This window comes from Citreicoccus inhibens (assembly GCF_019039035.1).
In the GTDB taxonomy this organism is placed as follows: Bacteria; Myxococcota; Myxococcia; order Myxococcales; family Myxococcaceae; genus Citreicoccus; species Citreicoccus inhibens.
This window is the reverse complement of sequence record NZ_JAHNZT010000004.1, coordinates 237,225-261,293: the sequence shown is the minus strand read 5'-3', so window position 1 is coordinate 261,293 and position 24,069 is coordinate 237,225. Positions and strand designations below refer to the sequence as shown.

The following is a 24,069-nucleotide window of genomic DNA, read 5'->3' as shown; positions in this document are numbered from 1 at the left end:
GAATAGCCCAGGGAAGCTGTATCAGAACACGAGCACGCCCTGCCAACGCCAATGTCTCGACGGTGTTGGTCCACCTGACCCAGGGGCAGGTCCTGGATGTCGACATCTGTGGCGTCGTGGATTCGTCGACGAACGACGACACGTATCTGCGCCTCATCGACTCGAGCACGAACATCGAGGTCGCTTCCAATGACGACGCGTGCGGTGGGCATGGCAGCCGCATCACGTACACCGCGACCCGCACCGGCCCCCATGAGGTCCGGCTGGGGTGCTCCTCCGCGCTGTCGTGCTCCGGTGCGCTCGCCTTCACGCGCAGCGGCATCCCTCCGCCCAGCCAGATGCTTCCGAGCGGTTTCGTCAACGCGAAGTCCTATCTGGAGCCGCGCCGTCCGACCGAGGCCGCGGGGGAGCGACATCGTCGATGTCGACTACAGCGAGTTCCAGGATGACCTCGCGGCGTACCTCACGAGGAGGTGACCCTCCGCCAGGTCGTGGACCAACACCTCCAGGTCATCATCGAGGGGAAGCTGTATCAGCTCGTCGATGGAGCGATGCCAACGTAGGCTTCCGCTTCGTGCAGAACGGTGGCGTGCCGGGACCTCCCGGCTCCAGCGAGACGCAGGTCAATTCCAAGTACTTCATGACGGCCGGCAGCTTCTACGGACGCGCGCGCGTCGGTAGGGACTGGTTCGGCACCCGCATCGTTCGCGTGCCGTGATGTGAAAGGGAGGACGGCGCCCGGACGCGACGCCGTCTTCCGTTGTAGTGTCTGGCCATGCCCCGCTCCCGTGCGCCAGGTCTCCTGTCTGTCTGCCTGTTGAGAGGGTGTGCCACGGGGCTGCCCGTGGTGATGGGGCTGGGCTCCGTCGCGTGCGGTGATGCCGCGGGCCCCGCGACGCTCGCGCGCGGCGAGGCAGGGGCGGGCCTCGTGCCGAGCTCCTTCCTGACCCGAGGGAAGGCACGGTCGTCCACCTCGGGCGAGCGTGGCGGAGAGGTGGGGCGCATCTCCTACTGGTGGGGGAAGGTCAACGTTCACAAGGCGCCGGGCGGCCCTTGGACGCATGATGCCGACTGTTCCTCGGGTGCGAGCCTGGAGCCGCTGTCGTACTGCCAGAAGTTCTTCCCGGGAACCGACTCCGTCACGGAGGTGCCCGTCACGCCCAAGCCCGACCGTGTGTGGTTCACGGCGGGGTGCGGGGCGTCGTACTCGAACGATGGGTTGAAGGAGTTTGTCTGCAATGACCACGAGGTGGAGCCGCGGAGAGCCCCGCCGCTGACGGTCAGCCTCGCGAGCGGCGCCCGTGGCAGGGACTCCGACGGGGCCGAATGCACTGCAAGAAGCGATGCCTGTTCGTGAGCGACGTCCGCCCGGTTCCCATTGGCGAGACTGTCGTCCGCACGGACAACCCGCTGTTCGATTCAGGCTTCGCTGATGCGAGGTCCCCTGGGGCCGGTTGAAGACAGGCGTTGGCCTGTGCTCGCGATCGTCGCGCGCGTCGGCTCGTGGGAAGGACCTCGTCGGGCCGTGTGACTGCCGCCGGCCCGGTGTAGTGTCGGTCCATGTCCCGCTCCCGTGTGATGCGTCTGCTTCCGGTCTGCCTGCTGGGATTGTCTGGCGTGTTGGGCGCGGGTTGTCCCAGCGAGCTGGAGCAACGTGCCCGAGGGCTCCTCGTGTCGCGTGAGTGTTCGGGGTGTGATCTCCGAGGGGTCTCCCTGGAGGGCGCGGACCTGGAGCGGGCTCGGCTCTCCGGGGCGCGGCTGGAGAAGGCCCGGCTGGTGCGCGCGCAGCTTCGGGGCGCGGACCTCTCCGGCGTGGACCTCACGCTCGCGGACCTTCAGGGCGCGGACCTGCGTGAGTGCAACCTCGACGGGGCTTTTCTGGAGCAGGCGCTCCTTCAGGGCGTGAACCTGGAGGGCGCGGACCTGCGAGGCGCGCGGGGGTTGGAGTCCGCGCGCTACGAGGGCGCGAACCTGCGCGGCATCAATCTGGAGGAGCGCGGTTTTCACGGGCCCAACGGGCCCTACCGCCGCTCCGAGCGCTCCCACGCGTACTCCGTGCCGGTAGGCGGCGCGCTGCTGGCCCGGGCAGACCTGCGCGGCGCGAAGCTGCGGCGCGCCGTGCTGGAGCGCTGCGACCTGGAGAACGCCAACCTGCGCGACGCGGACCTGCGGGAGGCCGTGCTGGAGAACGCCAACCTGGAGGGCGCGCGCTTGGATGGCGCCAACCTGTCGGGCGCCACCTGGACAGATGGGAGTCATTGCGCGGAGGGCTCGGTGGGAGAGTGCCGGCCCTCCAAGAAAAGGTAGCGGAAAAGGTAGCGAGGCTCAGCCTGCGCGGGCCTGGGCGTCCACCGCGGCCAGCTCGTCCTTGCTCAACTTCAGCGTCGCGCCCTGGAGGTTCTCCTCCAGGTGCTTCACGGACGAGGTGCCGGGAATGGGCAGCATCACCGGCGAGCGCGCCAGGAGCCACGCGAGCGCAATCTGCGCCGGGGTGGCGTTGTGCTTGCGAGCGACCGAGTCCAGCGGGCTCCCTGGCTTGGCCAGCCCGCCCGTCGCGAGCGGGAACCACGGGATGAAGCCCAGGTTCTCCTTCGCGCAGTAATCGAGCACCGCCTCATGCACGCGGTCCGTGAGGTTGTAGCGGTTCTGCACCGACACGATGTCCACCACCTTGCGGGCGCGCTGAATCTCCTCCACCGACACCTCGGAGAGCCCGATGTGGCGAATCTTCCCCTCCTTCTGGAGCGCCTTCAGCTCTCCCAGGGACTCCTCCACGGGGACCTTCGGGTCGATGCGATGCAATTGATAGAGGTCGATGCGCTCCCGCTTCAGCCGGCGCAGGGACATCTCCAATTCCTGACGCAGGTACTTGGGCGCTCCCACGGGGAACCACTGGTTGGGGCCTGTGCGCACCAGCCCCGCCTTGGTGGCGATGACGACGCCCGGCGCGTAGGGGTGAAGCGCCTCGGCGATGATCTCCTCGCTGACATACGGGCCATAGGAGTCCGCCGTGTCGATGAAGTCCACGCCCAGCTCCAGGGCGCGGCGGAGCACACGCACCGCCTCGGCGCGGTCCTTGGGCGGACCCCAGATGCCCGGGCCGGTGAGCTGCATGGCGCCATAACCCAGGCGATGGATGGGAAGGTCTCCGCCCAGCTTGAAGGTGCCACTCTGCTCAGCGGGGCGAGTCGCGGTGCCAGTCATGCGGTGAATCCTCCTGGAAGGAAGGTGGGGTCCTCCAGGATGTGCTGGAGGGCCCACCGGCACACGAGAATTCGAGCGCCCCGGTGCTCACTCGGACAATGCCGCCTCAGGCGAGGGGCTCAGCCTCGCTTCAGCCGCGTGTCGAGCTGCTTCTTCAGGGCCTCCTTCACGGGAGGGTAGAGGTCCTGTCGGCTGACGGAGTGGGACACCCGCATCAAGTAGTCCAGGCTCCCATAGGGAGGATCGACCTTCGGCTGATCCACCTGGAGGCCGCCCGCGCTCCGCTCGCTGACGATGACGAAGTAGCTCTCCAGGTGGTTCACCAGGTCGATGAGGACGCGCAGGCCGGGAGACTTCGTCTTGCTCCCATACGTGGCCAGCGAAGCGGCCCAGTCCGCGGCCGAGGCCCACTTCTGCACGAGCAGCCGCAGCGGCTCCACCTGCGCGAGCAAGGTGAAGAGCAGGTCGCGCAGGTCGCGTGGATTGCGCAGCGCGGGCGCCACGGCGTAGCGCTTCTCGATTCCCTCCAGCCGCGAGATGAACCGGCCGAACTCGACGTCCTTGTGCCGGTGGCTGTACCCATCCTCCTTGGAGACATCCACCTGGGTGATGGCCGTGGCGAACTTCGTCGCCTTGAGCTGCGCGGCGGGCGAGGTGACCGTGTTGTCGAACTCCGCGACCTGCTCCTCCAGCATCGAGCCGATGAGCGCCCACAGCGGACCATTCAAGGTCTTCCGGTCCACGCCAATGAGGCGCACGAGCGGTTGCAGGAAGTCGGCGAGGTGCAGGTCATCGAAGAGCCCGCCCACGGGGTACTCGCCCTTCTTGCGGCGGGCGCGGAGCGCCTTCTCCGTGGGGTCGATGCCCTTCTCCACGGTCTTCAGCTCCGCGAGGAAGCGGGCCAGGAGCGAGTCGCTCAGCACCTTGCGCTCATGCGTGAGCTTGCCCTTGAGCTCCGTGGCGACGGGGAACTGTAGCGGCGTGTTGAACTGGCGCAGCAGTCCCCTCACCGCGTCGAACACCTTGCGGAGCTGGGCGATGGCCGTGAGGGACTCGTCATAGAGCTGCTCCGCCTTCACCTTGTCCATCAGCAGGTGCAGGTCGATGTGCCAGAAGCGGTCGTCCTTGTCGACGGGCCGCGTGGACATCAGCGCGGCGTTCAGCTTGCCCATGTCGAAGTGGAGCCCATGCACCTCCTTCATGAGCGCGTCCGAGTTGCCCTTCTGGCGAAGGACGTCGTGCAACGGCATGAGCGAGAAGTCTGCGACCACGCGCTGGGTGAGGTCGTATTTGCAGAAGACGTTGGTGATGTGGCACGCGTCGCTGAACGCGCCTGTCTTCACCGGATGCATCTTCGTGAAGAAGGGCGTGGACAGGTAGGTGATGCTGCGAATCTTCCACTTCTTCGGCCACTCCTTCGACGTGGCGGCCCGCTCGGTGAACTCATTGATGACATTGCCGCCGTGCGAGTGGCCGATGAGGTGGATGGAGACCTCTCGGTTGAGAAAGGCCGCGTAGTACGGCTTTTCGCCGCCACCGCCGCAGAGGCGATCCGCCAGGTATCTGCCCGCGATGGTCCGGTTGTCTGGGTTGTTGTCTCCGCTCCACCCGTGCATCGTGAAGAGGTGCAGGTTCGTGTAGTCCTTGCGCAGGGCATCCAGCGCCTCGCGGAAGGGACGGTTGTCCTGCCAATACCAGTTGGGGTCATGCGCGCTGCTGGCGAGCTTCGGGTCATGGAAGCTGGCCGAGCGCGCTGCGGTGTCCATGTTGCCGGGGTCGACGGTGCCGCCCACCAGCACGATGATGTTGGGCACGTCGCGGACGACGAGCTTGTTCGCGCTGTTGAGCGCGACGCGCACCTTCTGCTTCGACTCGGAGTCAGGGGACTGAGAGGTGGGGGGCGCCATGGGCATTCTCGGACAAGGGTTCAGCAGCCGTGCTCGCGCTCCAAGCGGGCGCGCGTCTGGGGACCGAGCGCGTCCTGTTCCTCCAGGCCATTGGCCTGCTGGAAGGCGCGCAGCATCTGCTCCGTGAGCGGCTCATCCGCGGCGCTGGGGTCTCCGCTGTCGAAGCCCAGGTTGTTGAGCCGCGCCCTCGCGCCCGCGACGTCATCGCTGGGCGTCAGGTGGCTCAGCTCCAGCGTCCACTCCATCGACTCCTGCTCGGAGAGCCACACGGTGAGGGTGGCCTCCTCGGCGTCCATGGGGACCGGCGTCGCCATCCAGCCCTCGCCATCGGTCTGCCCCTCCACGGGCTGCGCTCCCTCGATGTCGAGGTGATAGCGCACGCGTGCCAGCGGACGGGCGTCGGGGCCGTCGTCGTGGAACTGGAGCTTGAGGGTGGTCTGCGCCTTCTTCAGCGTGAACGTGTGTTGCTTGCCCGTGCCGGCCTTCATCTCAGCGGGTGCGGCGTCAGGGATGTGGAGGGTGTCCCCGGGCAGGATGACGAAGGGGTTGGGGCGGCGCTGCTTGAACGCGGCGTTCTCGGGTGCGTCGTAGAGGGCCTTCCAATCGGGCAGGCCGTACTTCCGGGCGATGCGCATCAAGTGCTCCCCCGCCTTCACCGTGTGCTTGCGCGGCATGGTTCCCCCTCCCTGGCGTGGTGTTGCACCCGCAGTGTACACAGAAATACAGCGGGACTGTGAGGTTGGAAGCGCGCGAAGTGGGCTCGGATGGGGGGCAACCCCAGGCTCGGCGTCGGAGGAACCTGGGAGGTGCGTGGCTCGCGTTACAGTCGAACGCATGGAGGTCCGCGCGCGGGGGAGACTGTGGCTGCTGTCGTTGGTGGGCGTGGTGCTGCTCGGTGCCCTCCCGCGTTGGCGTGACGGACTGCGTGACGCGGGGCTCCCGATGCGCGCGCCCGCGCCAGGACTCCTGCTGGTGGCGAGACCGGGCGCGGTGGATCGCAACTTCGACGGGACGGTCGTGTTGCTGCTCGAGGTCGGGACGCAGGGGGCGTGGGGGCTCGTCCTCAATCGCCCCCGCGCGCCAGAGGGGCCTCCCTTGCCAGCCGGCGTGGATCGCTGGGGCGGTCCCGTGCGGCCGGAGCGGCGGTTCACCCTGACACGGGTGGGCTCAGGGGAGGGACTCGCGGGCCTGCGCTGGGAGGAAGGAGAGGGGACACCGCGGGGCAGTACGGTGCTGCGCTTCACGGGGTCTGCGGCATGGGGGCCCGGACAATTGGAGCGCGAGCTGCGCGGAGGGGGTTGGTGGCTCACGCAGGGCGATGCCGCGCGCGCCTTCCTGCTTCCCGGAGCGCAGTGGGCTGAGTTCGCGGCGCCCTTCTTGTAAGTGCGACAGCGGCATGGCGCCGCGTGGAGGTCCGAGATCGGGACGCGTCAGGTCCCCTCGGGCTTGACGGCCGAGAGGATGTATCGCGGCAACAGCTCCTCGCGGAACTTCCTCCAGATGGAGGCTTGATTGTAGTTGGCCGCGGTGAACATCACCACGAGGTCCAGCTCGGGGACCACCATCACGAGCTGGCCTCCATTCCCGCTGGCTTCGTATTCGCCATACACGTGGTCGCCCACGCGCATGGTGTTTCTCCACCAGGCGTATCCGTAGCTCCGCCCCTCCGGGAGGGTCGACTGCGGCGCGGTGGAGCGCTCCACCCAGCGCTGGCTCACCACGCGCTGCCCCTTCCACATCCCGCCTGCCATGTAGAGCTGGCCGAGCTTCAGCGCGTCTCGCGGGCGCATGAAGATGCCTCCCCCCAGGTATTGCTCCCCGTCGGGCATCAGGTCGAGGTGGTAGTCGCGCATCTGAAGTGGCTTGGCGACGAATTGATGGAAGAACTCCGGGAGCCACGCGCGGGTGGCGTTGCGCAGGACGCCACCGAGCAGGTTCATGTTCGCCGAGCAGTAGACGCCGCGCTTTCCTGGCTCTGCCGCCATGGGCAGGTCCAGCGTGTAGCGGTACCAGTCCGGCACGGCGTCATCGAGGCGGTCCTCGTTTCCGGGGGAGGCGGGGTCATCGTCGTCGCACGCGAGGCCCGAGGACATGGACAGCACATTCGCGACGGTGAGCCGGCGCTTGCGTGCATCCAGGTTCGCCACCTTGCCTTTGTACTCGGGGAACAGCGCGAGCACCGGCGTGTCCACGGTGAAGGGCGCGCCCTGGTCCAGGGCAATGCCTACCATCAAGGACGCGTAGCTCTTCGCGGCGGACCGCAAGTCATGGGGGCGCTCCTTGTCGAATCCCTGGAAGTATTCCTCGACCACGAGCTTCCCGTGGCGCGCGATGAGCAGCCCTTGAATGGCAGGCGCGGACTCGGGGCCCGGCTCCTGGTCGAGGATGCGCTGCACGAGCTGCCGAACAGGCTCGAGCTCCAGTCCCGCCTCGTCGAGCGAGGCTGTTTCCCAACCATCGTCCTCCGCGAGCGGCGGCTGATACACATACGGGCTTGCCTCGGGTGTCCGCGCGTGGAGCCCCACGGCCTGGTTCCGCTCGCGGCGCGTGAACTCGAAGGTCTCCTCCATGGCGGGGATGCGCAGGGACAGCCGCGCGGACTTCGCGTCATACGAGCCTTCCAACTGGAGGCCGCCGCCCTGGGCGCTGAGGCGGACCGACTCGCCCTGGAGCTCGACGCGGAAGGTCTGCTTGCCGCCCCAGTTGCGCTCGGGGTTGCGGAGGAAGGCCTCCACCGTGTCGTCCTGCTGTTTGCGAACGACGAGGTACAGCGAGAAGCGATCCTCCAGGGGCGCGACCTCGCCGCGCCAGACGCCCGACTGCACCGGTATCAGCGTCACCGGCGTGGCGAACTTCATGCCGCTCATGCGCACGCGCGGTTGGACCCAATGGCTGGTGATGCGCTGCCCTTCTTGCGGCACGGGCCCTCTCAGCGCTCCTTGTCCACCCGGAAGGATGACGCGGAGCCTCCCGCCCTCCACGCGCGCGGGGACGTCGAACCCCGCGATGCGCGCGCGCCACACCCCTGCTCGGCTCGTCAGCGTCAGTTCACCGCGCACCTGAGGCCCGAGGAGCCGCTCGCTGCCCCAGGTCCCTACGAGCCCTTCCGCGGAGGGAGAGGCATTGGGCGCGGCGAGCACGAGCCACGGCACCAGCATCAGCAGGCTCACCACGACGCCTCTCGCTCGGGTCCTGCTTGGACGGAGGAGAAGCACGCTTCGCGAAGCAGCACCCATGTGGCGAGACTCTCACATGCCACGGGTCGGCGGAGGCGCGAGTTCTCCGCCGACGTGCGTCATGCTCAGTGGGGCATGGCGCTCATGTCCATGTAGAAGACTTCCCAGTGGTGCCCGTCGAGGTCGTAGAAGCTCCAGCCGTACATGAAGCCGTGGTCCTGCGGTTCGACGGCGTACGAGCCGCCCGCGGCGATGGCTGTCTTCACCATCGAGTCGACCTCTTCGCGGCTCGAGCACGACAGGGCGAAGAGGCCCTCGGTCGCCTTGCGGGTGTCGCAGATGTCCTTCTTGGTGAAGTCCTTGAACCGCTTCTCCACGAGGAGCATCACGTAGGCCTCCTCGCTGATCATCATGCACGTCGCGTTGTCGTCGCTGAAGCGCGGGTCGAACTGGAAGCCCAGCTTGGTGAAGAACGCGTTGGTGGCCTTCAGGTCCTTCACGGGGAGGTTGATGAAGACCTTGCGGGGAGTGTTCGTCGTGGCCATGGAATGCTCCAGGAAATGGGTTCGCTTGGATGACTCCCCGAGCGGCCGAAAATCATCGGTGCCCCGTGAAGAAAATCAGGGGTCGGCTTTTTCGGGAGGCAAGAAGGCAGGAAGGCCGAACCGCGGGAACAGCTTCGCGGTGTCCAGGAAGTAGTTCAGCCCGATGATGCGGTCGCCCTGAATCTCCAGCACATTGAGGGCCCACGGGGTGAATGTTCCTCCCGGGCCTCCTGGTCGGTACTGACCGAAGGCGGGAGCGCCACTCGCCGTCGTGGCGACCAGCCGAGAGCCCCGGCAGCGCGCGCCGCGCCCGACCAACCAGCTGCGGATGTCACCGGCGCCACGGAGCCAGAGGGAATACGGCGGCATGGACATGCTCACCTCTTGATGCAGCAGCGCGGTGAGGGCCTCCATGTCGTAGCGCTCGAAGGCGTCCACGTAGCTTTGCACCAAGGTGGACTGGACCTCCGACAGTGGGGTGCGAGGGCTGAGGTCCCGCGTCGCCAGGGTGGCGCGGGCTCGCTGGAGCGCGCTGTTGACGGCGGCCACGGTCATGTCGAGCGCCTCCGCGATCTCCGCGGCGGGCCACTCCAGCACTTCCGTGAGCAGCAACACCGCGCGCTGCCGAGGCGGGAGATGTTGGAGCGCGGCCACGAAGGCCAGCCGGATGCTCTGGCGCATCATCACCAACTCTACGGGCGTGGACTGCGCGGGCAGCACCGAGGCGTCTGGAACAGGCTCCACCCAGTGCGAGTCCGGGAGCGCGGTGAGGACCGCATCCTCGGGCACGGCGGGCGCTCCCATCTCGATAGGGCGTGCCCGGCGCGAGTTCTCGTGCATCGCGTCTAGGCACACATTGGTGGCGATGCGGTACAGCCACGCGCGCGGATTCGCGCGGCCCGCGAACTGGTCGCGGTGACGGAGCGCGCGGATGAACGTCTCCTGAACGGCGTCCTCTGCCTCGGCGATGGAGCCCAGCATTCGGTAGCAGTGGCCGGTGAGCGCGGTGCGGTGCTCCTCCAGGTCGAGTTCCACCGAGGGGCCAAGCGTCGAGGGCGAGTCAGCCATGGGCTGGGCTCTACCAGAGTTCACGAGGGCCGGCCGAGCCAAAGGGCCGCCCTGACGCGGACGTGACGATTCCCGGTCACAGCTCCGTGAGACGGGCGGTCTAATTCTCCGACCCCATGACGAACACCTTGTCGGAGTTGACGAACGAGCTGGTGGCCCGCGCTACCGAGGGCGACGCACGCGCGGTCGAGGCGATCGTCCAGGCGCTCGAACGCCCCCTCTTCAACGTGGCTTTGCGGATGCTCCTGGATCGGCAGGACGCCGAGGACGCGACGCAGGAGGCGATGATTCGCATCGTGACGCGACTGGCCCGATTTCGCGGCGAGTCACGCTTCTCCACCTGGGCCTGGCGCATCGCGGTCCGAAGGATTCTGGACTTCCGACAGCAGCGGGCCGCCTCGGCGCGCAGCACGTTCGAGGCCTTCGCGGAGGACCTCACGGAGGGACTTGATGAGGACGCGGTCGAGCGCACCGAGGACGCCATCCTCCATCAACAGCTCAAGCTGCGCTGTGGCAGGGCGATGCTCCAGTGTCTGGATGGAGACCACCGCATCGCGTTCGTGCTCGGCGAGCTGCTCGAGTTCTCCTCGTCGGACGCCGCGGAGATTCTCGACATTGAACCGGCCACGTTCCGCAAGCGACTCAGTCGAGCGCGCTCGGCGCTCAGCGCGTTCCTGAATCGCCACTGTGGCATCGCCAACCCCGAGGCGGCCTGTGCTTGTCATCGAAGGTTGGGCCGTGCGCAGGCGTTGGGCCGCATCGAGCACTCCGAGCCCGCGAGCCCCGAGGGCACCGTGGCGGCCCTGCGAACGCAGATGGCGACGCTCTCCGAACTTCGACGCGTCACGACCTTCTACCGAAGCGAGCCCGAGTCCAAGAGCCGGACCGATTTCGTCACGACGCTGCGCACGATGCTTGGCGCGATTCACTGACCCAGGAAGAACCATGACCTCCATCTCCGCTGAGTTTCCCTTCACGCACCGCTTCGTCGAGGTGCACGGCTCCCGCATGGCGTATGTCGATGAAGGGCAGGGTGCCCCCATCCTGTTCCTGCACGGCAATCCCACATCGTCCTATCTCTGGCGCAATGTCATTCCACACCTGCGAGGACTGGGGCGGTGCATCGCGCCGGACCTCATTGGAATGGGAGCCTCGGACAAGCCCGAGTTGAGCTACCGGTTCGTGGACCATGCGAGGTATCTGGATGGGTTTATCTCCGCGTTGGGATTGAACCGCATCACGCTGGTGGTTCATGACTGGGGTTCGGCGCTTGGTCTGGATTGGGCCATGCGACACTCAGAGCGTGTTCGAGGCGTGGTCTTCATGGAGGCGTTCCTGTCGCCGCTCGCGTCGTGGGAGCAGTTTCCGGAGCGAGCGCGAGGCTTGTTCCAGCGCTTCCGAGACCCGGGCGTGGGTGAGGACCTCGTGCTCGACCAGAACATCTTCGTGGAGCAGGTGCTACCGGGCTCGGTGGTGAGAGGACTGACGCCGGCCGAGATGGCGCACTACCGGGCGCCGTTCCCGGACCGGACCTCACGCAAGCCGACGCTGGCCTGGCCGCGCGAGATTCCCGTCGCGGGACACCCCGTGGACGTGGCGAGGATTGTGGAGCGATATCGAGACGCCCTCTGTCACTCGCCGCTGCCCAAGTTGCTGTTCGCCGTAGAGCCCGGCGTGCTCGTGCCACCGCCGCTGGTGGCCTGGTGCCGCGAACACCTGCCGCACCTGGAGGTCATCGACCTGGGGCGGGGGCTGCACTTCATCCAGGAAGACCACCCGCACGCCATCGGTCAGGGAATCGCGGACTGGATGCGCAGGCTGCCCGCGGTGTGATTGTCATTGGCGTGACGAGGCTCCCTGGGGCGCTACGTCTCGAAGAACTGTTGGGTGAGCCCACGGCGAACCGCGGACGGTCAGGCGCCGCGAGTCGCGTGCGCCGAGGCTTTCTTGGGTGCGTCGTCCCGCACCGCTGGCTTCGCCGGAACGCGCTCACGCGCAACGGGGGGGCGAGGTGTGCCCCGCTGGACCGTGTGCTGAGACCGCGCTGTCGACGGCGTCGCCTTGCGTGAGGGCTGCTGCGCCACCTTCTGGTTTCGTGGCGGTGGGGGGCGGGCGGGGCGCTCGGCCACGGGCTGCGGACGCGGGGCGGGCTCGGGCTTTGTCCTCGCGACGGGGCTCGGCGCGTCTCGCTTGTCCGCGACTCGCAGGGGCGGCCTCGCCGCGGGCGCGGGGGGCGGACGCAGGTGCGCGTACGCGGTCATCACCTTCGCCACGTAGAACTCGGTCTCTCCGTTGTGGGGCACGTGTCCGTTCACCGCGCCCGGACCTGCGTTGTACGCCGCGACCGCCAGCCGCACGTCGTCGAAGCGACGCAGTTGCTCCGCCAGGTAGCGCGCGCTGCCCTCGATGGCGGGACCCGGGTCGAACGGGTCCTCCACCCGCAGGTGCCGAGCTGTGTCCGGCATGAGCTGCCCCGGCCCCATCGCTCCCGCCGCGGAGATGCGATGCGTGTGCGTCTCGGACTCCACCTGCACGAGCGCTTGGAGCAGCCCGGTCGGAATGCCGTGCCGGCGCTCCGCGGCCACCACGAGCGGCTCCAGCGGCGGATGCTCATCCAGCACGCATGACGGACGATGCTGCGCATACGCCCCGAGCGCCCGCGCCTTCGTCGCCAGGAAGTCGAAGGACAGGAGCGGCACCCGCGTGTCACCCAGCCAGGCCACCAGCAGGTTGAGCACCACCACGGGGGCCAACACGCACGGCACCAGCCACCACGCCCACCCTGGAATCTGGAACCCGCCCCGGGCTCGCTTGTGTCCCACGCGCCCACCCTTACGGGCGCTTGGGCTCCCCGTCCAACTTCCGGCGCGCGGGCCCCCCCGGCCTCCGCAGCCCGTCCAGCACCAGCGTGGTGAGCGCGTCCGGAATCTCCAGCGGATTGCCCAGCCCTGCGTCCTCCTCGCTCAGCACGGCCAGGAGCAGGCGCTCCACCGCGCCCACCACCGCGAGCGCGCTCACCGCCGGCCGGATGGGCCGCAGGAGCCCGTGCGTGTGCGCCTTCTGGGTGATGTCCACCGCGTGGTGCGCCACCTGCCTCGCCAGCGCGACCACCTTCTGCCGCGCCCCCACCGCCGGCCCTCGGCACTCCTGGAGGTACAGCCGCACCACGCTCGGGTATTGCAAGAGCGCGCCCGCGATGACCGCCGCCATCGCCCGGTACGCCTCGAACATGGTCTCCACGTCCCGTGCCGCCACCAGCGCGCGTCCGCACACCTCCAGCCCCTCCAGCAGGGCCTCGCGCACCGGCGCCAGCAGCGCGTCCACCAGCGCGGCCTTGTCCTCGAAGTAGCGGTAGAACGTCCCCTTGGCCACCCCCGCCGCCTGGGTGATGTCGTCGATGGTGACCGCGTCCAGGCCTCGCTCGAGGAACAGCCGCAGCGCGGCGTCCTCCAGCACGCGGGTCCGCTCCCTCCGGTTGACGTCTCGGGGCCCGCCGCGTGGGCCCGGCCGCTTCAGGGTCGCCATGGGTTTGCACTCCAGCGCGTCACGGGATACAAAAAGAGTGACCAAATAGTCATTGTTTATTGCTGGGCCGTCGGCCGGGCGGCCCGCCGGAGAAGGCCATGATTGGCATCCCGCTGGGCTGGGCGTACTCCAATTTCGGGGAATGGGTGCTGCACAAGCACGTGCTCCACGGGCTGGGGCGGCGCAAGGGCAGCATCTGGAGCTTCCACTGGAACGAGCACCACCAGAAGTCGCGCCGCCACGACATGCTGGATGACCAGTACCTGCGCTCGCTGTGGACGTGGTCCGCGCAGACCAAGGAGCTGCTCGCCCTGGCGGTGCTGGCCCTGGCCCACGCGCCCCTGTTCCCCGTGGCGCCCTTCTTCGTGGGCACGGTGTGGGCCTGCGCCGCGAACTACTACCGCGTGCACCGCCGCGCGCACCTGGACCCGGCGTGGGCGCGCGCGCACCTGCCCTGGCACTACGATCACCACATGGGCCGCGACCAGAACGCGAACTGGTGCGTGACGCACCCGTTCTTCGACCATGTGATGGGGACGCGGCGCGAGTTCCTCGGCGTGCAGCCCGCGGCGGCGGCGTCCTGAGCGCGCCGCCCCGGCGCCTCGAACGAGCGAGGCGCCGGGCGCGCGAACGGTCAGAACAGCAGGTTGAAGTAGTTGGCCCGCGCCTTCACGGCGGCGCAGACCTTCATGTTGGCGGTCCACTGGGTGGACGGCAGCGAGCCCTTCGCGTCGAAGACGAAGTCGAGGTTGCTCTGCTTGGCCAGGTCCAGCACGTCCACCGCGCCGCCGCCCGTCAGGCGGATCTGCCGCACGGGGCCGGTGCCGGAGCGGCGGTACTCGCCCACGAGGATGACCTCGTCGGAGCCGGGCTTGCGCAAGGACACGGTGGCGCGCTCGATGCCGCTCAGGTCCGTGTTGGCGTCGACCTCGAACGTCTTGAGCCGCAGCGCGGACGTCACCTCGACGTCCTCGGGCAGCGGCTCGGCGAAGTCTCCCAGGGGCAGGGAGAGGGTCTGCTGGACGCTCGCGGTGCCCGAGGGCGCGGCGGGGAACGAGACGTCCGCTTGGGTCTTGCAGATCTCCTCGGCCTCGACTTCGAGGGTGAAGAGCGAGTCGCAGCCCGTGACGAGCAACGGCGCGGCGCACAGCAGGAGCGCCCGATAGGAAGGAATGCGCATGGCGGGAGGCTCCTGGCTCAGAAGAAGTAGAAGATGAAGCCGAGCTTCACCGAGGGAATGGTGGCGCGCACGTGGAGCGGTCCGGCCGTGACGCTGTCGTCGTTCGTCGCGTCCTGGAGGAGCGGCGTGGGGTCCTTCACGTTGAGCGCGACGTAGCTCAGGCCCAGGTGCAGGAAGAAGTTGAAGCGGTTGGCCGCGCCCACTTCCAGGCCGAGGCTGCCGCCCACGTAGTCATAGGCGACGTCTCGGATGCCCGCCGTGGCTGGCCCGGGCGTGCGGCCCAACCAGTCGATGACGTCGTTGTAGTCCGAGCCGAAGTAGTGCCCCGCCTCCGCGTTGATGGACGGCGAGATGAAGGTCTGCAGGGGCAGCACGCTCACCCCGCCCCGCAGGCCGAAGCTGAGCGAGTTCGTCGTGGGACCCGCCTGCAACCGCAGCCACGGCGTTGGCTTCACCACCGCCGAGACGCCCACCCCGTGAGGCGCCCCCGCGTCCACCAGCAAACCCAGCTTGTACTGCCCGCCCCCGCCCTCCTGGGCCTGGGCCTGTGCACTCAGGCCCAATGTCAACACGCCCAACAGCACCGCCACCGGCCGCGCGAGTCGAAGGGGACTGCGTCGTCTTTCTGGAGGTATGCCCATCATCATCATGGATGTCGTTCCACTGGTTTCCGGCCCAGGGGGCATCATTCGCGGAAGGCCCGGTGAAAGAGAAGCGACGCCCACGGGTTTCCCAGGTGGGTGTTCGGTCTCCCACCTGGGCCTGTGGAAACCCGCACAACTGTCTTAGCTAGAACTCCATGATAATCCTGGAGGGCCATGGGCGTGGGCGGGAGGGGATGCGAAGGTGCGTTGCTGGTGAAGAAGTGACGTGGGCGGCACGGGGCGCTCCGGAGAGGCGGCCCGGGATGCGAGGGACTGGATGATCGACGAGGTCGATCAACGCTTGAAGGCGTGGGTGGGCCGCATTGCCTTGGATGCCCCCGTGCATCTGGGCGTGCCGGACCGCGAGGCCTTGGAGCGCGGCGTCTGCCTGTATCTGCTGGAGCTGGCGCCCGCGCCGGCGGCTCGCACGGGCCGGCGTGCGCCGCTGCAGTTCTCGGTCTGCTACCTGGTGACCGCGGGCGCGGCCTCACCTGAAGCCGCGCATCGGCTGCTCGGTGAGCTGGTGTTCGCGGCCATGCAGGAGTCGGAGTTCGAGGTGGACCTGGCGCCCGTGGCCGCGGCGGTGTGGGCTGGGCTGCGCGTGCCGCCGCGCCCGGGATTCCGCCTGCGCATTCCGGTGCGCAAGGAGCGGCAGGAGACGGCCCCTCGCCGGGCGGGCTTCCCCGTGGTCGTGGCCTCCGCGCCGGACGAGACGTTCCAAGGCCGCGTGGTGGGGCCTGGGGACGAGCCCATTCCCGGCGCCCTGGTGGAGCTGCCCACGCTGCGCTTGAGCACGCGAACGGACGCGCGGGGCTGCTTCCGCTTTCCTCAAGTGCCCCCAGCCGCGGCGCTCGGGCGGCTGGAGGTGCGGGCTCGAGGAGAGCTGCTCGCAGTGGGCGAGGAGGCGCTGGCCACGGGCACGCAGCCGCTGCTCATCCGCGTCCCGATGAAGGAGGACGGGCCCGGGTGCTAAGACGCTCCGGATGCGAGGACGAATCAGGGTCTGGGTGAAGTCGTTGTCGCAGTGGGCCCCGCTGCTCGTGTCCGGCTTGCTGCTGGGCAGTCCGGCCCACGCGGAGCCCGCGCCGGAGCTGCTCTGGGCGGTGGAGTATCGTACGTCCCTCGTCCGTGAGTCCTCCTCGGGCGTGAGTGAGGACCACGTCACGCTCGTCGTCGCGTCCGACCCCGACTCCAGCTCCATCAAGGACGTGTCGGTGAAGAACCACAACTTCCACGCGCCAGAGGCCGTCCGACTGGACGACGACCCGGCGCGGGCCGCGGCCATCGCCGCGCTCCTCCCCCAGCTTCCCGAGGGGCCGCTGCGCTACTCCCGGGGCAAGGCCTCCGCGCGCACCTGGCCCTGCCTGCCCAAGGTCCGGGTGAACACCCCGGAGTACCGCCTCCAGGAGGACTTCACCGTGACGGCGGGGATGCGGACCGTGGAGGTGGAGTTCGTCTGGGACGATAAGGCCCCCGCGCCCCCCGAGCCCGTGGCCCGGCTGCGGAAGCTGCTGGAGCGCACCGCCCTCGGCGCGAGCGCGTGGTGCCGGTCGCAGCGGTCGAGCGGCGCCAGGTAGTCAGGCCACCCTGGCCCCGTCACCCTCGGGCTTGTCATGGCGCGATGCGTGAAATACGCCTGCGCCATGTCCACCGCCGCGCTCCCCGCTGACTTCCTCCGCGCCCTCGCCGAGGGCTTCCCGTCGGACTTCCTCTCTCGGGAGCCGAGCGAGCTTCAGGAGTACGGTCGCGACTGGACGCGCGTGTACACGCCGGCGCCCAGCGCGGTGGCCCTGCCGCGCACGACGGACGAGGTGTCCCGCCTGCTGTCGCTCTGCCACCAGCACCACGTCGCGGTGGTGCCGTCCGGTGGGCGCACGGGGCTGGCGGGCGGCGCGGTGGCGGCGCGAGGCGAGCTGGTGCTGTCGCTGCGGCGGATGAACCGGATGGACGCGGTGGACTCGCTCGGCAACACGGTGCGCGTGCAGGCGGGGGCGGTGACGGAGGCGGTGCACCAGCACTGCGCGCCCTACGGGCTGACGTGGCCGGTGGACTTCGCGTCCAAGGGGTCGAGCACCGTGGGCGGCAACATCGCCACCAACGCAGGTGGCGTGAAGGTCATCCGCTACGGGCTCACGCGGCAGTGGGTGCTGGGGCTCCAGGTGGTGACGGCGACGGGGCAGGTGCTGGAGCTCAACGGCGCGCTGGAGAAGAACAACACCGGCACGGACCTGCGCCAGCTCTTCATCGGCAGCGAGGGCACGCTGGGCGTCATCACCGAGGCCACGCTCAAGCTGACGCGTCTGCCCGGCAAGCAGGACGTGTTCCTCTTCGCCGTGCCGGACGTGGCCGCCGTGCTGCGGCTGTTCCGCGACGCGCGGCAGGCGCCGCTGCTCATCTCGGCCTACGAGTTCTTCACCGACTTGTGCCTCGCCCGCGTGCAGCGCCACCGCAAGCTGCGCTCACCCTTCGAGGCGCCCAGCGGCTGCTACGTGCTGCTGGAGGCCGAGAGCCCGGACGCGAGCGCCGTGGAGGCGTGGCTGGCGTCCCTCTTCGAGCGGGGGCTGGTGACGGACGGCACGCAGGCGCAGGGCATGGCCCAGTCCGCCGAGCTGTGGGCGCTGCGCGAGTCCATCAGCGAGAGCCTGTCCGCCACCGGCGTGCTGCACAAGAACGACATCTCGCTGCCGGTGGCCGCGCTGGAGGCCTTCTGCGCCGAGCTCGACAGCGTCTTCCGCGCCCGCTACCCGGGCTGGGAAATCTGCCTCTTCGGCCATATCGGGGACGGCAACCTGCACGTCAACATCATGAAGCCGGACACGCTGGAGAAGGACGCGTTCTTCGCCCACGTGAAGCAGGCGGACCACGCGATGTTCGAGCTGGTGCGCAAGCACGGCGGCAGCATCTCCGCCGAGCATGGCATTGGCCTGTTGAAGAAGGACTACCTCGCGTACTCGCGGGCCCCGGCGGAATTGGAGCTGCTGCGCGCCCTCAAGCGCGCGTTGGATCCCCAGGGCATCCTCAACCCTGGGAAGATCCTCGACGCGTGAGCCCGTTCGCGCGCGGACGTCAGGACACGATGCGCGTCTTGATGTCCGTGCTCAGGCTGGCGATGGCCTCGCACACCTGCTGGGACACGTCCTGGTCCAGGTCCATCACCAGGTAGCCGATGTTGGAGTCCGTGCTCAGCACCTGCGCGTGGATGTTGGCGTTGAGGTCCGAGACGATGCGGTTGATGTCACGCAGCACGCCTGGCGTGTTGCGGTGCACGTTGAGGATGCGGTGCGTGCCGGGGATGAGCGGGTTCTCCACGTTGGGGAAGTTCACCGCGCCCGTGGTGGCGCCGGACTTGAAGAACTTGAGCAGGGACGTGGCCACCTCCTTGCCGATGGACGCCTGCGCCTCCTCGGTGGAGCCGCCGATGTGCGGCGTGAGCACCACGTTGGACAGGCCCTGCAACTCGGTGACGAAGCCGTCCGAGTTGCCCTCGGGCTCCTCGGGATAGACGTCCACCGCGGCCCCGCTCAGGTGCTTGGAGCGCAGCGCCTGCGCCAGCGCGCTGATGTCCACGACCGTGCCGCGGCTGGCGTTGATGAGGCACGCGCCCGGCTTCATCTGCGCCAACTGCTCCGCGCCCATCATCATGTGCGTGGAGGGCGTGGCCGGCACGTGCAGGGTGACGAAGTCGGACTGGCCCAACAGCTCCGCCAGCGTGGCCACCGGGCGCGAGTTGCCCAAGGGCAGCCGGGTCATCACGTCGTAGTACAGCACGCGCATGCCCAGGGACTCGGCCAGCACGCCGAGCTGCGAGCCGATGTGGCCATAGCCGATGATGCCCAGCGTCTTGCCGCGCACCTCGTGGCTGCCCGTGGCCACCTTGCGCCACTGGCCGGTGTGCACCTCGCGGCTGCGGTCGAAGAGCTGGCGCGTGAGCACCACCACCTCCGCCAACACCATCTCCGCCACGCTGCGCGTGTTGCTGAACGGGGCGTTGAACACCGGGACGCCGTGCTGATTGGCCGCCGGCAGGTCCACCTGGTTCGTGCCGATGCAGAACGCGCCAATCGCGAGCAGGTCCTTGGCCTTGGCCAGAACGCTCGGCGGAATGGTCGTCTTGCTGCGGATGCCCAACAGGTGCACGCCCTGCAGCCGCTCCGCCAGCTCCTCCGGCTTGAGCGCCGCGGACAACCGCTCCACCGACAGGCCCTCCGCGGACAACATCTCCTGCGCCGACACGTGGATGTTCTCCAGCAGCAGGACGCGGAAGGGACCCTTCTTGCTGATGGGACGCTGCGGCGACGAACCGGATGTGCTCATGGCGCTGTGCGTTAGATGGCGGCCTGCGGGCTGTCAAGCCTCGCTTGGACGGGGCCGTTGAGAGGTCGTCTGGGAGGACAGGGGACGTGCTCGCCCGGGGACAGTGGGCGGCGCCGTCCCCATGGGGAAGAGGGGCTCAGTCCGCGTCGGGGTTCTGGAGCCACTCGAGGGCTTCGGCGCGGGTCTGGAACGTGCGGGCGGGGATGTTGAGCATGGCCCGCTTCGTCATGCGCCACGCCTGGAGGCCGCTGGACGGGTCGCTCACCACGCGCGCCGAGCGCTGCATGCCGTGGAGCTGGGCGTAGGCATTCAGGTTCGCCATCACGCCCACCACGTTGGAGGGCATCACCCGAAGCTGCGACTGGTCCACCAGCGCGGACCAATCACCGCCGAGGCTCGCGATGACCCCCTTGAGCTGCTTCTCGTACTCGGCCAGGTCCTCCGCGGTGACCTCCGCGGGATAGATGACCTCGAGGATGCGCGGCGGGTGGACGTGGATCTGAAATGGCATTCGATTACGGCTCCAGAGAGGGCGGGCATCGTACCCGCTGGGGCCGTCATCGGATACCGGCGTGTGTCATTCCTTCGTGCCTGCCCGGTGTCCGTGTTGTCCTGGAGGGCAGGAATGTCAGACCCACCGGCGACCCTCGTCGCTGCCGTTCGATCGGGCCCCGTGCGCCATGGCGTGCGCGGGCGGTCGAAGCCGGCAAGGGGGTTTCATGAGAACCAGGCTGTACGTCCTCGGCGCGATGCTGGGTGCGGCGCCGGGACTCCTGCCGGTGGTGTCGTCCATGTCGGTACCACCGTCGGGGGAGTCGAGGCAGGAAGCGCGGGGGGCCTCTCGCAAGGGCAAGGGGCGCTCCCAGGGAAGTGGACAGACAGGCAACCACGCGGAGGTCGTTCCACCTCCGCTCGCGCCTGAAGCCCGTGGGCCTGACGCTCACGGAACCGATGCATCGGAGGGCGCGGCGAGCGGCAGCCGCACGCGCCAGACGGGTGAGGCGAAGGCTCCGCGTCACCCCTGTGAGCTCGTCACCATCCTCCAGGTGCCGTGCGATCCCTCCCGAGCCGTGTGCGAGTACACGTATTGGGAGTGCCCGGAAGCGGTGAACCCGCTCCGCGTCTGAGTCGTAGACGGGGCGAGCGGTGGGCGACGAAAGATGCGTTGCCCACCGCTTCGCCTTGCGCCAGGGGGTCAGTTGGTGACGGCGGCGCTGGCGGGCTGTTTGAGGTACTGCTCCAAGAAGCCCAGCGTGCGCGAGTAGGCCTCCAACTCGTTCTTCTTCTTCTTGAAGCCGTGGCCCTCGTCGGGGAAGACGACGTACTCGACGGGCACGTTGTTCTTGCGCACCGCTTGGACCATCTCGTCGGACTCCACGCGCAGCACCCGTGGGTCGTTGGCGCCCTGGATGACGAGCAGCGGCTTGCGGATCTGCTCCGCGTGGAAGAGGGGCGAGATGTCGCGCAGCATCTGCTCCTGCGTCGTCGGGTCGCCCATCTCCTGGTAGAGCGCCTGACGGCGGGACTCCCAATACGGGGGCATGTTCTTCAAGGTGCGCAGCCAGTTGGCCACGCCGAAGATGTCCACGCCCACGTTGAAGGCGTCCGGGTGGAAGGCGAGCGCGGCCAGCGTCATGTAGCCGCCGTAGCTGCCGCCGATGATGCCCACGCGCGTGGCGTCCACGTACGGCAGGCTGGCCAGGTACTTGCGCGCCTCCACGCAGTCGCGCAGCGGCTCGCGGCCGTGCTTCTGGTCATCCGCGCGGAAGAAGCTCTTGCCGTACCCCGAGCTGCCCCGGTTGTTGATGCCGAGCACCACATATCCGTGGTTGGCCAGGTACTGCATGAACGCCGCGTAGCCCTTGCGCGTCTGTCCGCCCGGGCCGCCATGGACCCAGACGAGCGCGGGGACCTTGTTGTCGGGTGAGGCCTGGTGCGGCTTGTAGAGGATGTTGGGGATCTCCACGCCGTCGAACGACTTGAAGCGCACGCGCTGGGCCTCCACCAGGTCCTCCGGATCCACCGTGGGCGACAGGGTGTTCGTCAGGCGCGTGGCCTTCTTCGTCGCGAGCACGTAGGCGTAGAGGTTGGTGGGCGAGCGGTCGCCGTTGTGCAGCAGCGAGAGCCGCTGCTCATCGCGCGAGAACTGGACCGCGACGACGTCCCCTTCGGGGAGCGTGGGCAGGGGCAGCTCGGTGCCCTTCTTCACGTCGTGCAGGCGCACCGTGGCGCGGCCGTCCTCGTTGATGACGGTGATGCGATAGGCGCCGCTGCGCGAGAACGTGGAGGAGACAATGTCCCAGTCCGTCTTCTCCACCTCCTCCAGCGTCCCGGTGGCGTCCACATAGCGCATCACGCGGGTGAACTCCGAGTCGACGTTGGTCAGCACGTACAGCGCGCCGGAGAGCGGGTCGAAGTCCGCGACGGAGAACTGGGCGTCACCCTGGTGGGGCGTCAGGAGCTTGAGCGCGCGGGTCGCCAGGTCATAGCGCCACAGGTCGCTGTCGGACGTGGTGCGGGGCTTCAGCAGCGCCAGGGACTTCTCGTCCGGCGCCACGCCCGCGACGTCGTAGCCCGCGTCGTTCTGGAAGAGCTGCGTGCGCGCGTAGGTCTTCGCGTCGTAGCGGTACAGGTCCATGAAGCGCGCGTCGCGCTCGTTGGTGAGGGCGTAGAAGGCGGAGTCATCGCGGCTCCAGCCCAGGAACGAGGCGCGCAGCTTGCTGCCCGGCGTGAGGTCTCGCTCCTTGCCGTCCGGGGTGCGCACGTACAGGTGGACCTGCTCGTTGCCGCCCTGGTCTCGCTGGAACAGCAGGCGCTCGTCGCGCGGGAACGCGCTCACGAGGAAGGTGCTGTCGGTGGTGGAGTGGGTGAGCTGGGCGGGCGCCCCTCCGCCCACGGGGACGCGGAAGATGTTGAAGATGCCCGTCTGATTGGACGAGTAGAGGAGGTGCTTCTGGTCGGCGGTGAAGTCCATGCCCGCCAGCCCGGTCGTCCCCATGAACTGTTCAATGGTGTACTGCTTGGATGGACGCGGGGGCGCGGTGGGCGCGGGCAGCGCGACGGCCGCGAGCGGCAGGAGGGTCACCAGGGCGAGCGCTCGGCATGAAGCATTCCAGACGGTCATGCGGACTCCGGGCGATGGGGTATCGGGCGGCGGGGACCACCCGCCCGACACTGTGACGCAAACCCCATCCCCGGGGGAACCGCGCGGGCCTGGGCCGGTCAGGGCCGGGCCGCGGGTTGTCCGGTGCCGGGCGCATGGTCGTTGAAGACGTCGCCGCCGATCGAATCCACGATGGACTGCACGGCCTTCTGGCCGCGCACGCTGTTGCCCGCCTCATCCAGCGGAGGTGAGAACGTCGCGATGGCGAAGCGCCCCGGCACCACGGCGACGATGCCGCCGCCCACGCCGCTCTTGGCGGGCAGGCCCACATCGAAGGACCACTTGCCCGAGTTCTCATAGAGGCCCGTGGTGAGCATCAGCGACAGCACCTTCTCCGCGTTCTTCTCGTCAATCACGCGCTTGCCGGTGAGGGGATTCACGCCGCCGTTGGCCAGCGTGGCGCCCATCACGGCCAGGTCCTTGGCGGTGATGGCCACCGAGCACTGCCGCGTGTAGATGTCCAAGGCCTCCATGGGGTCGCCCGGGATGACGTCATAGGACTTCAAGAGCCACGCGATGGCGCGGTTGCGCGTGTTGGTGTCCGACTCGGAGCGATAGACCTCTTGGTTCACGGAGAGGTTGCGCCCGGCGAACAGGTTGTAGGTGCCGAGGATGCGGGCCCAGCGCTCGTCGGCGTTGCCCGCCGGCACCATGCTCACGGACGCGATGGCGCCCGCGTTCACCAGCGGGTTGCCCGCGGGCGGCCGCTTGGCCTCCTTGTTCTCCTCGATGACGGTGATGGAGTTGAAGGGCGCGCCCGTGGCGTTGGCGCCAATCTTCGTCTCCACCGTCTCCGCGCCCACGTCCTGGAGCAGGCGCGCCAGGGTGAACGGCTTGGAGACGGACTCGATGGCGAAGGGCTGCTGGCTGTCCCCCACCTCGAAGACGCGCCCATCCACCGTGACAATCACGATGCCGAAGTAGTCCGGGTTCACCTGGGCGAGGAACGGGATGTAATCCGCGTTCTTGCCTTCCTTCACGTAGCGGAACTGGTCGTGCGCGTGCTGGATGGCGCTGCGCGCCTGTTCGTCGGTGAGGTCCGCGCGTTGCATCGCGGCCTCGTGCTTCGCCGACGATGCCGAGGTGTCGGCCTGGGGGGCGAGCGCCAGCGCGCTCGCGGGCAGGCCCATGAGCCACAGCACGCCACCGAGCACCGCTCCCTGCTTCCACCGCTGGCTCATCGTCCTCGTCATGGCTCCTCCGGTCGCCGCGAGCGCGGCGGGTGCCTGGGCGCGAAATGGCCGCCGCCTTCATGCTGGGAATGCCCGTCACCGTCCGGCAACGGACGCGGTCCGCGACGACCGGGTGGGTGTGCCTGGCTGCCTTGTCCCCGCGGACGAGCC

General features: G+C 68.6%; 26 protein-coding genes. 12 read left to right on the top strand and 14 right to left on the bottom strand.

Annotated elements, in window-relative coordinates; genetic code table 11:
* The first annotated feature begins 62 nt into the window (after window positions 1-62).
* The 4 genes from KRR26_RS07580 to KRR26_RS07565 all read left to right on the top strand — a co-directional run bounded on the left by KRR26_RS07580 (window position 63) and on the right by KRR26_RS07565 (window position 2,307).
* Window positions 63-449 carry a hypothetical protein gene (locus tag KRR26_RS07580; protein ID WP_217079484.1) on the top strand — a complete coding sequence of 129 codons (387 nt, stop codon included), beginning with the start codon at window positions 63-65 and terminating at the stop codon, window positions 447-449.
* 125 nt (window positions 450-574) lie between these two features.
* Window positions 575-718 carry a hypothetical protein gene (locus KRR26_RS07575; protein ID WP_217079483.1) on the top strand — a complete coding sequence of 48 codons (144 nt, stop codon included), beginning with the start codon at window positions 575-577 and terminating at the stop codon, window positions 716-718.
* A gap of 57 nt (window positions 719-775) precedes the next feature.
* Complete coding sequence (locus tag KRR26_RS07570; RefSeq protein ID WP_217079482.1) at window positions 776-1,357, top strand: hypothetical protein; 582 nt, start codon at window positions 776-778, stop codon at window positions 1,355-1,357.
* Between the two features lie 203 nt (window positions 1,358-1,560).
* On the top strand, window positions 1,561-2,307 hold the full coding sequence (locus KRR26_RS07565) for a pentapeptide repeat-containing protein (RefSeq protein ID WP_120205885.1): 747 nt from the start codon (window positions 1,561-1,563) through the stop codon (window positions 2,305-2,307).
* 18 nt (window positions 2,308-2,325) lie between these two features.
* Here KRR26_RS07565 and KRR26_RS07560 read toward each other — a convergent pair whose 3' ends face one another.
* From KRR26_RS07560 to KRR26_RS07550, 3 genes are all read right to left on the bottom strand, one after another.
* Window positions 2,326-3,204 carry an aldo/keto reductase gene (locus tag KRR26_RS07560; RefSeq protein WP_120205886.1) on the bottom strand — a complete coding sequence of 293 codons (879 nt, stop codon included), beginning with the start codon at window positions 3,202-3,204 and terminating at the stop codon, window positions 2,326-2,328.
* A 119-nt stretch (window positions 3,205-3,323) separates the two neighbouring features.
* Entirely contained in the window at window positions 3,324-5,111 is a 1,788-nt protein-coding gene (locus tag KRR26_RS07555; RefSeq protein ID WP_217079481.1) for a hypothetical protein, read from the bottom strand.
* Window positions 5,112-5,131: 20 nt separating this feature from the next.
* Entirely contained in the window at window positions 5,132-5,785 is a 654-nt protein-coding gene (locus tag KRR26_RS07550) for a PGRP and LysM peptidoglycan-binding domain-containing protein (RefSeq protein ID WP_217079480.1), read from the bottom strand.
* Window positions 5,786-5,921: 136 nt separating this feature from the next.
* On the opposite strand from KRR26_RS07550, the gene KRR26_RS07545 reads away from it, so the two are divergent.
* Window positions 5,922-6,494 carry a YqgE/AlgH family protein gene (locus KRR26_RS07545; protein WP_217079479.1) on the top strand — a complete coding sequence of 191 codons (573 nt, stop codon included), beginning with the start codon at window positions 5,922-5,924 and terminating at the stop codon, window positions 6,492-6,494.
* A gap of 47 nt (window positions 6,495-6,541) precedes the next feature.
* Here KRR26_RS07545 and KRR26_RS07540 read toward each other — a convergent pair whose 3' ends face one another.
* The 3 genes from KRR26_RS07540 to KRR26_RS07530 form a co-directional block, all read right to left on the bottom strand.
* A complete protein-coding gene (locus KRR26_RS07540; RefSeq protein ID WP_328707075.1) occupies window positions 6,542-8,284 on the bottom strand; it encodes a serine hydrolase domain-containing protein in 1,743 nt (580 codons plus the stop codon).
* Between the two features lie 128 nt (window positions 8,285-8,412).
* Entirely contained in the window at window positions 8,413-8,832 is a 420-nt protein-coding gene (locus KRR26_RS07535) for a VOC family protein (RefSeq protein ID WP_120205891.1), read from the bottom strand.
* Window positions 8,833-8,907: 75 nt separating this feature from the next.
* Window positions 8,908-9,900 carry a sigma-70 family RNA polymerase sigma factor gene (locus KRR26_RS07530; RefSeq protein WP_120205893.1) on the bottom strand — a complete coding sequence of 331 codons (993 nt, stop codon included), beginning with the start codon at window positions 9,898-9,900 and terminating at the stop codon, window positions 8,908-8,910.
* A 116-nt stretch (window positions 9,901-10,016) separates the two neighbouring features.
* Between KRR26_RS07530 and KRR26_RS07525 the strand changes: the two genes are divergently transcribed.
* Together KRR26_RS07525 and KRR26_RS07520 are read left to right on the top strand one after the other, a co-directional pair.
* On the top strand, window positions 10,017-10,832 hold the full coding sequence (locus KRR26_RS07525; RefSeq protein ID WP_217079478.1) for an RNA polymerase sigma factor: 816 nt from the start codon (window positions 10,017-10,019) through the stop codon (window positions 10,830-10,832).
* A 13-nt stretch (window positions 10,833-10,845) separates the two neighbouring features.
* A complete protein-coding gene (locus KRR26_RS07520; protein WP_217079477.1) occupies window positions 10,846-11,733 on the top strand; it encodes a haloalkane dehalogenase in 888 nt (295 codons plus the stop codon).
* An 80-nt stretch (window positions 11,734-11,813) separates the two neighbouring features.
* Here the strand turns inward: KRR26_RS07520 and KRR26_RS07515 are convergent, their stop codons facing one another.
* Complete coding sequence (locus KRR26_RS07515) at window positions 11,814-12,722, bottom strand: lytic transglycosylase domain-containing protein (protein WP_120205899.1); 909 nt, start codon at window positions 12,720-12,722, stop codon at window positions 11,814-11,816.
* A gap of 10 nt (window positions 12,723-12,732) precedes the next feature.
* On the bottom strand, window positions 12,733-13,425 hold the full coding sequence (locus KRR26_RS07510) for a TetR/AcrR family transcriptional regulator (RefSeq protein ID WP_120205900.1): 693 nt from the start codon (window positions 13,423-13,425) through the stop codon (window positions 12,733-12,735).
* A gap of 98 nt (window positions 13,426-13,523) precedes the next feature.
* Between KRR26_RS07510 and KRR26_RS07505 the strand changes: the two genes are divergently transcribed.
* Complete coding sequence (locus KRR26_RS07505) at window positions 13,524-14,009, top strand: hypothetical protein (RefSeq protein WP_120205902.1); 486 nt, start codon at window positions 13,524-13,526, stop codon at window positions 14,007-14,009.
* 50 nt (window positions 14,010-14,059) lie between these two features.
* On the opposite strand, the gene KRR26_RS07500 is transcribed toward KRR26_RS07505, so the two are convergent.
* Complete coding sequence (locus KRR26_RS07500) at window positions 14,060-14,605, bottom strand: hypothetical protein (protein ID WP_120205904.1); 546 nt, start codon at window positions 14,603-14,605, stop codon at window positions 14,060-14,062.
* A 17-nt stretch (window positions 14,606-14,622) separates the two neighbouring features.
* Window positions 14,623-15,195, bottom strand: a complete 573-nt coding sequence (locus KRR26_RS07495; RefSeq protein WP_328707074.1) for a hypothetical protein — start codon at window positions 15,193-15,195, stop codon at window positions 14,623-14,625.
* 331 nt (window positions 15,196-15,526) lie between these two features.
* On the opposite strand from KRR26_RS07495, the gene KRR26_RS07490 reads away from it, so the two are divergent.
* From KRR26_RS07490 to KRR26_RS07480, 3 genes are all read left to right on the top strand, one after another.
* Complete coding sequence (locus tag KRR26_RS07490; protein WP_120205905.1) at window positions 15,527-16,222, top strand: carboxypeptidase-like regulatory domain-containing protein; 696 nt, start codon at window positions 15,527-15,529, stop codon at window positions 16,220-16,222.
* A gap of 10 nt (window positions 16,223-16,232) precedes the next feature.
* On the top strand, window positions 16,233-16,826 hold the full coding sequence (locus tag KRR26_RS07485; protein ID WP_217079476.1) for a hypothetical protein: 594 nt from the start codon (window positions 16,233-16,235) through the stop codon (window positions 16,824-16,826).
* Between the two features lie 66 nt (window positions 16,827-16,892).
* Window positions 16,893-18,296, top strand: coding sequence for an FAD-binding oxidoreductase (locus tag KRR26_RS07480; protein WP_217079475.1), 1,404 nt, complete (start codon window positions 16,893-16,895; stop codon window positions 18,294-18,296).
* A gap of 19 nt (window positions 18,297-18,315) precedes the next feature.
* Here the strand turns inward: KRR26_RS07480 and serA are convergent, their stop codons facing one another.
* A complete protein-coding gene (gene serA / locus KRR26_RS07475; RefSeq protein ID WP_120205910.1) occupies window positions 18,316-19,563 on the bottom strand; it encodes a phosphoglycerate dehydrogenase in 1,248 nt (415 codons plus the stop codon).
* Between the two features lie 136 nt (window positions 19,564-19,699).
* Complete coding sequence (locus KRR26_RS07470; RefSeq protein WP_120205912.1) at window positions 19,700-20,074, bottom strand: SpoIIAA family protein; 375 nt, start codon at window positions 20,072-20,074, stop codon at window positions 19,700-19,702.
* 208 nt (window positions 20,075-20,282) lie between these two features.
* On the opposite strand from KRR26_RS07470, the gene KRR26_RS07465 reads away from it, so the two are divergent.
* Window positions 20,283-20,690 carry a hypothetical protein gene (locus KRR26_RS07465; RefSeq protein ID WP_120205913.1) on the top strand — a complete coding sequence of 136 codons (408 nt, stop codon included), beginning with the start codon at window positions 20,283-20,285 and terminating at the stop codon, window positions 20,688-20,690.
* A gap of 68 nt (window positions 20,691-20,758) precedes the next feature.
* On the opposite strand, the gene KRR26_RS07460 is transcribed toward KRR26_RS07465, so the two are convergent.
* Both KRR26_RS07460 and glsA read right to left on the bottom strand, forming a co-directional pair.
* On the bottom strand, window positions 20,759-22,687 hold the full coding sequence (locus KRR26_RS07460) for a S9 family peptidase (protein ID WP_120205915.1): 1,929 nt from the start codon (window positions 22,685-22,687) through the stop codon (window positions 20,759-20,761).
* Between the two features lie 98 nt (window positions 22,688-22,785).
* Entirely contained in the window at window positions 22,786-23,919 is a 1,134-nt protein-coding gene (gene glsA, locus KRR26_RS07455) for a glutaminase A (protein WP_199723770.1), read from the bottom strand.
* Window positions 23,920-24,069: the final 150 nt, after the last annotated feature.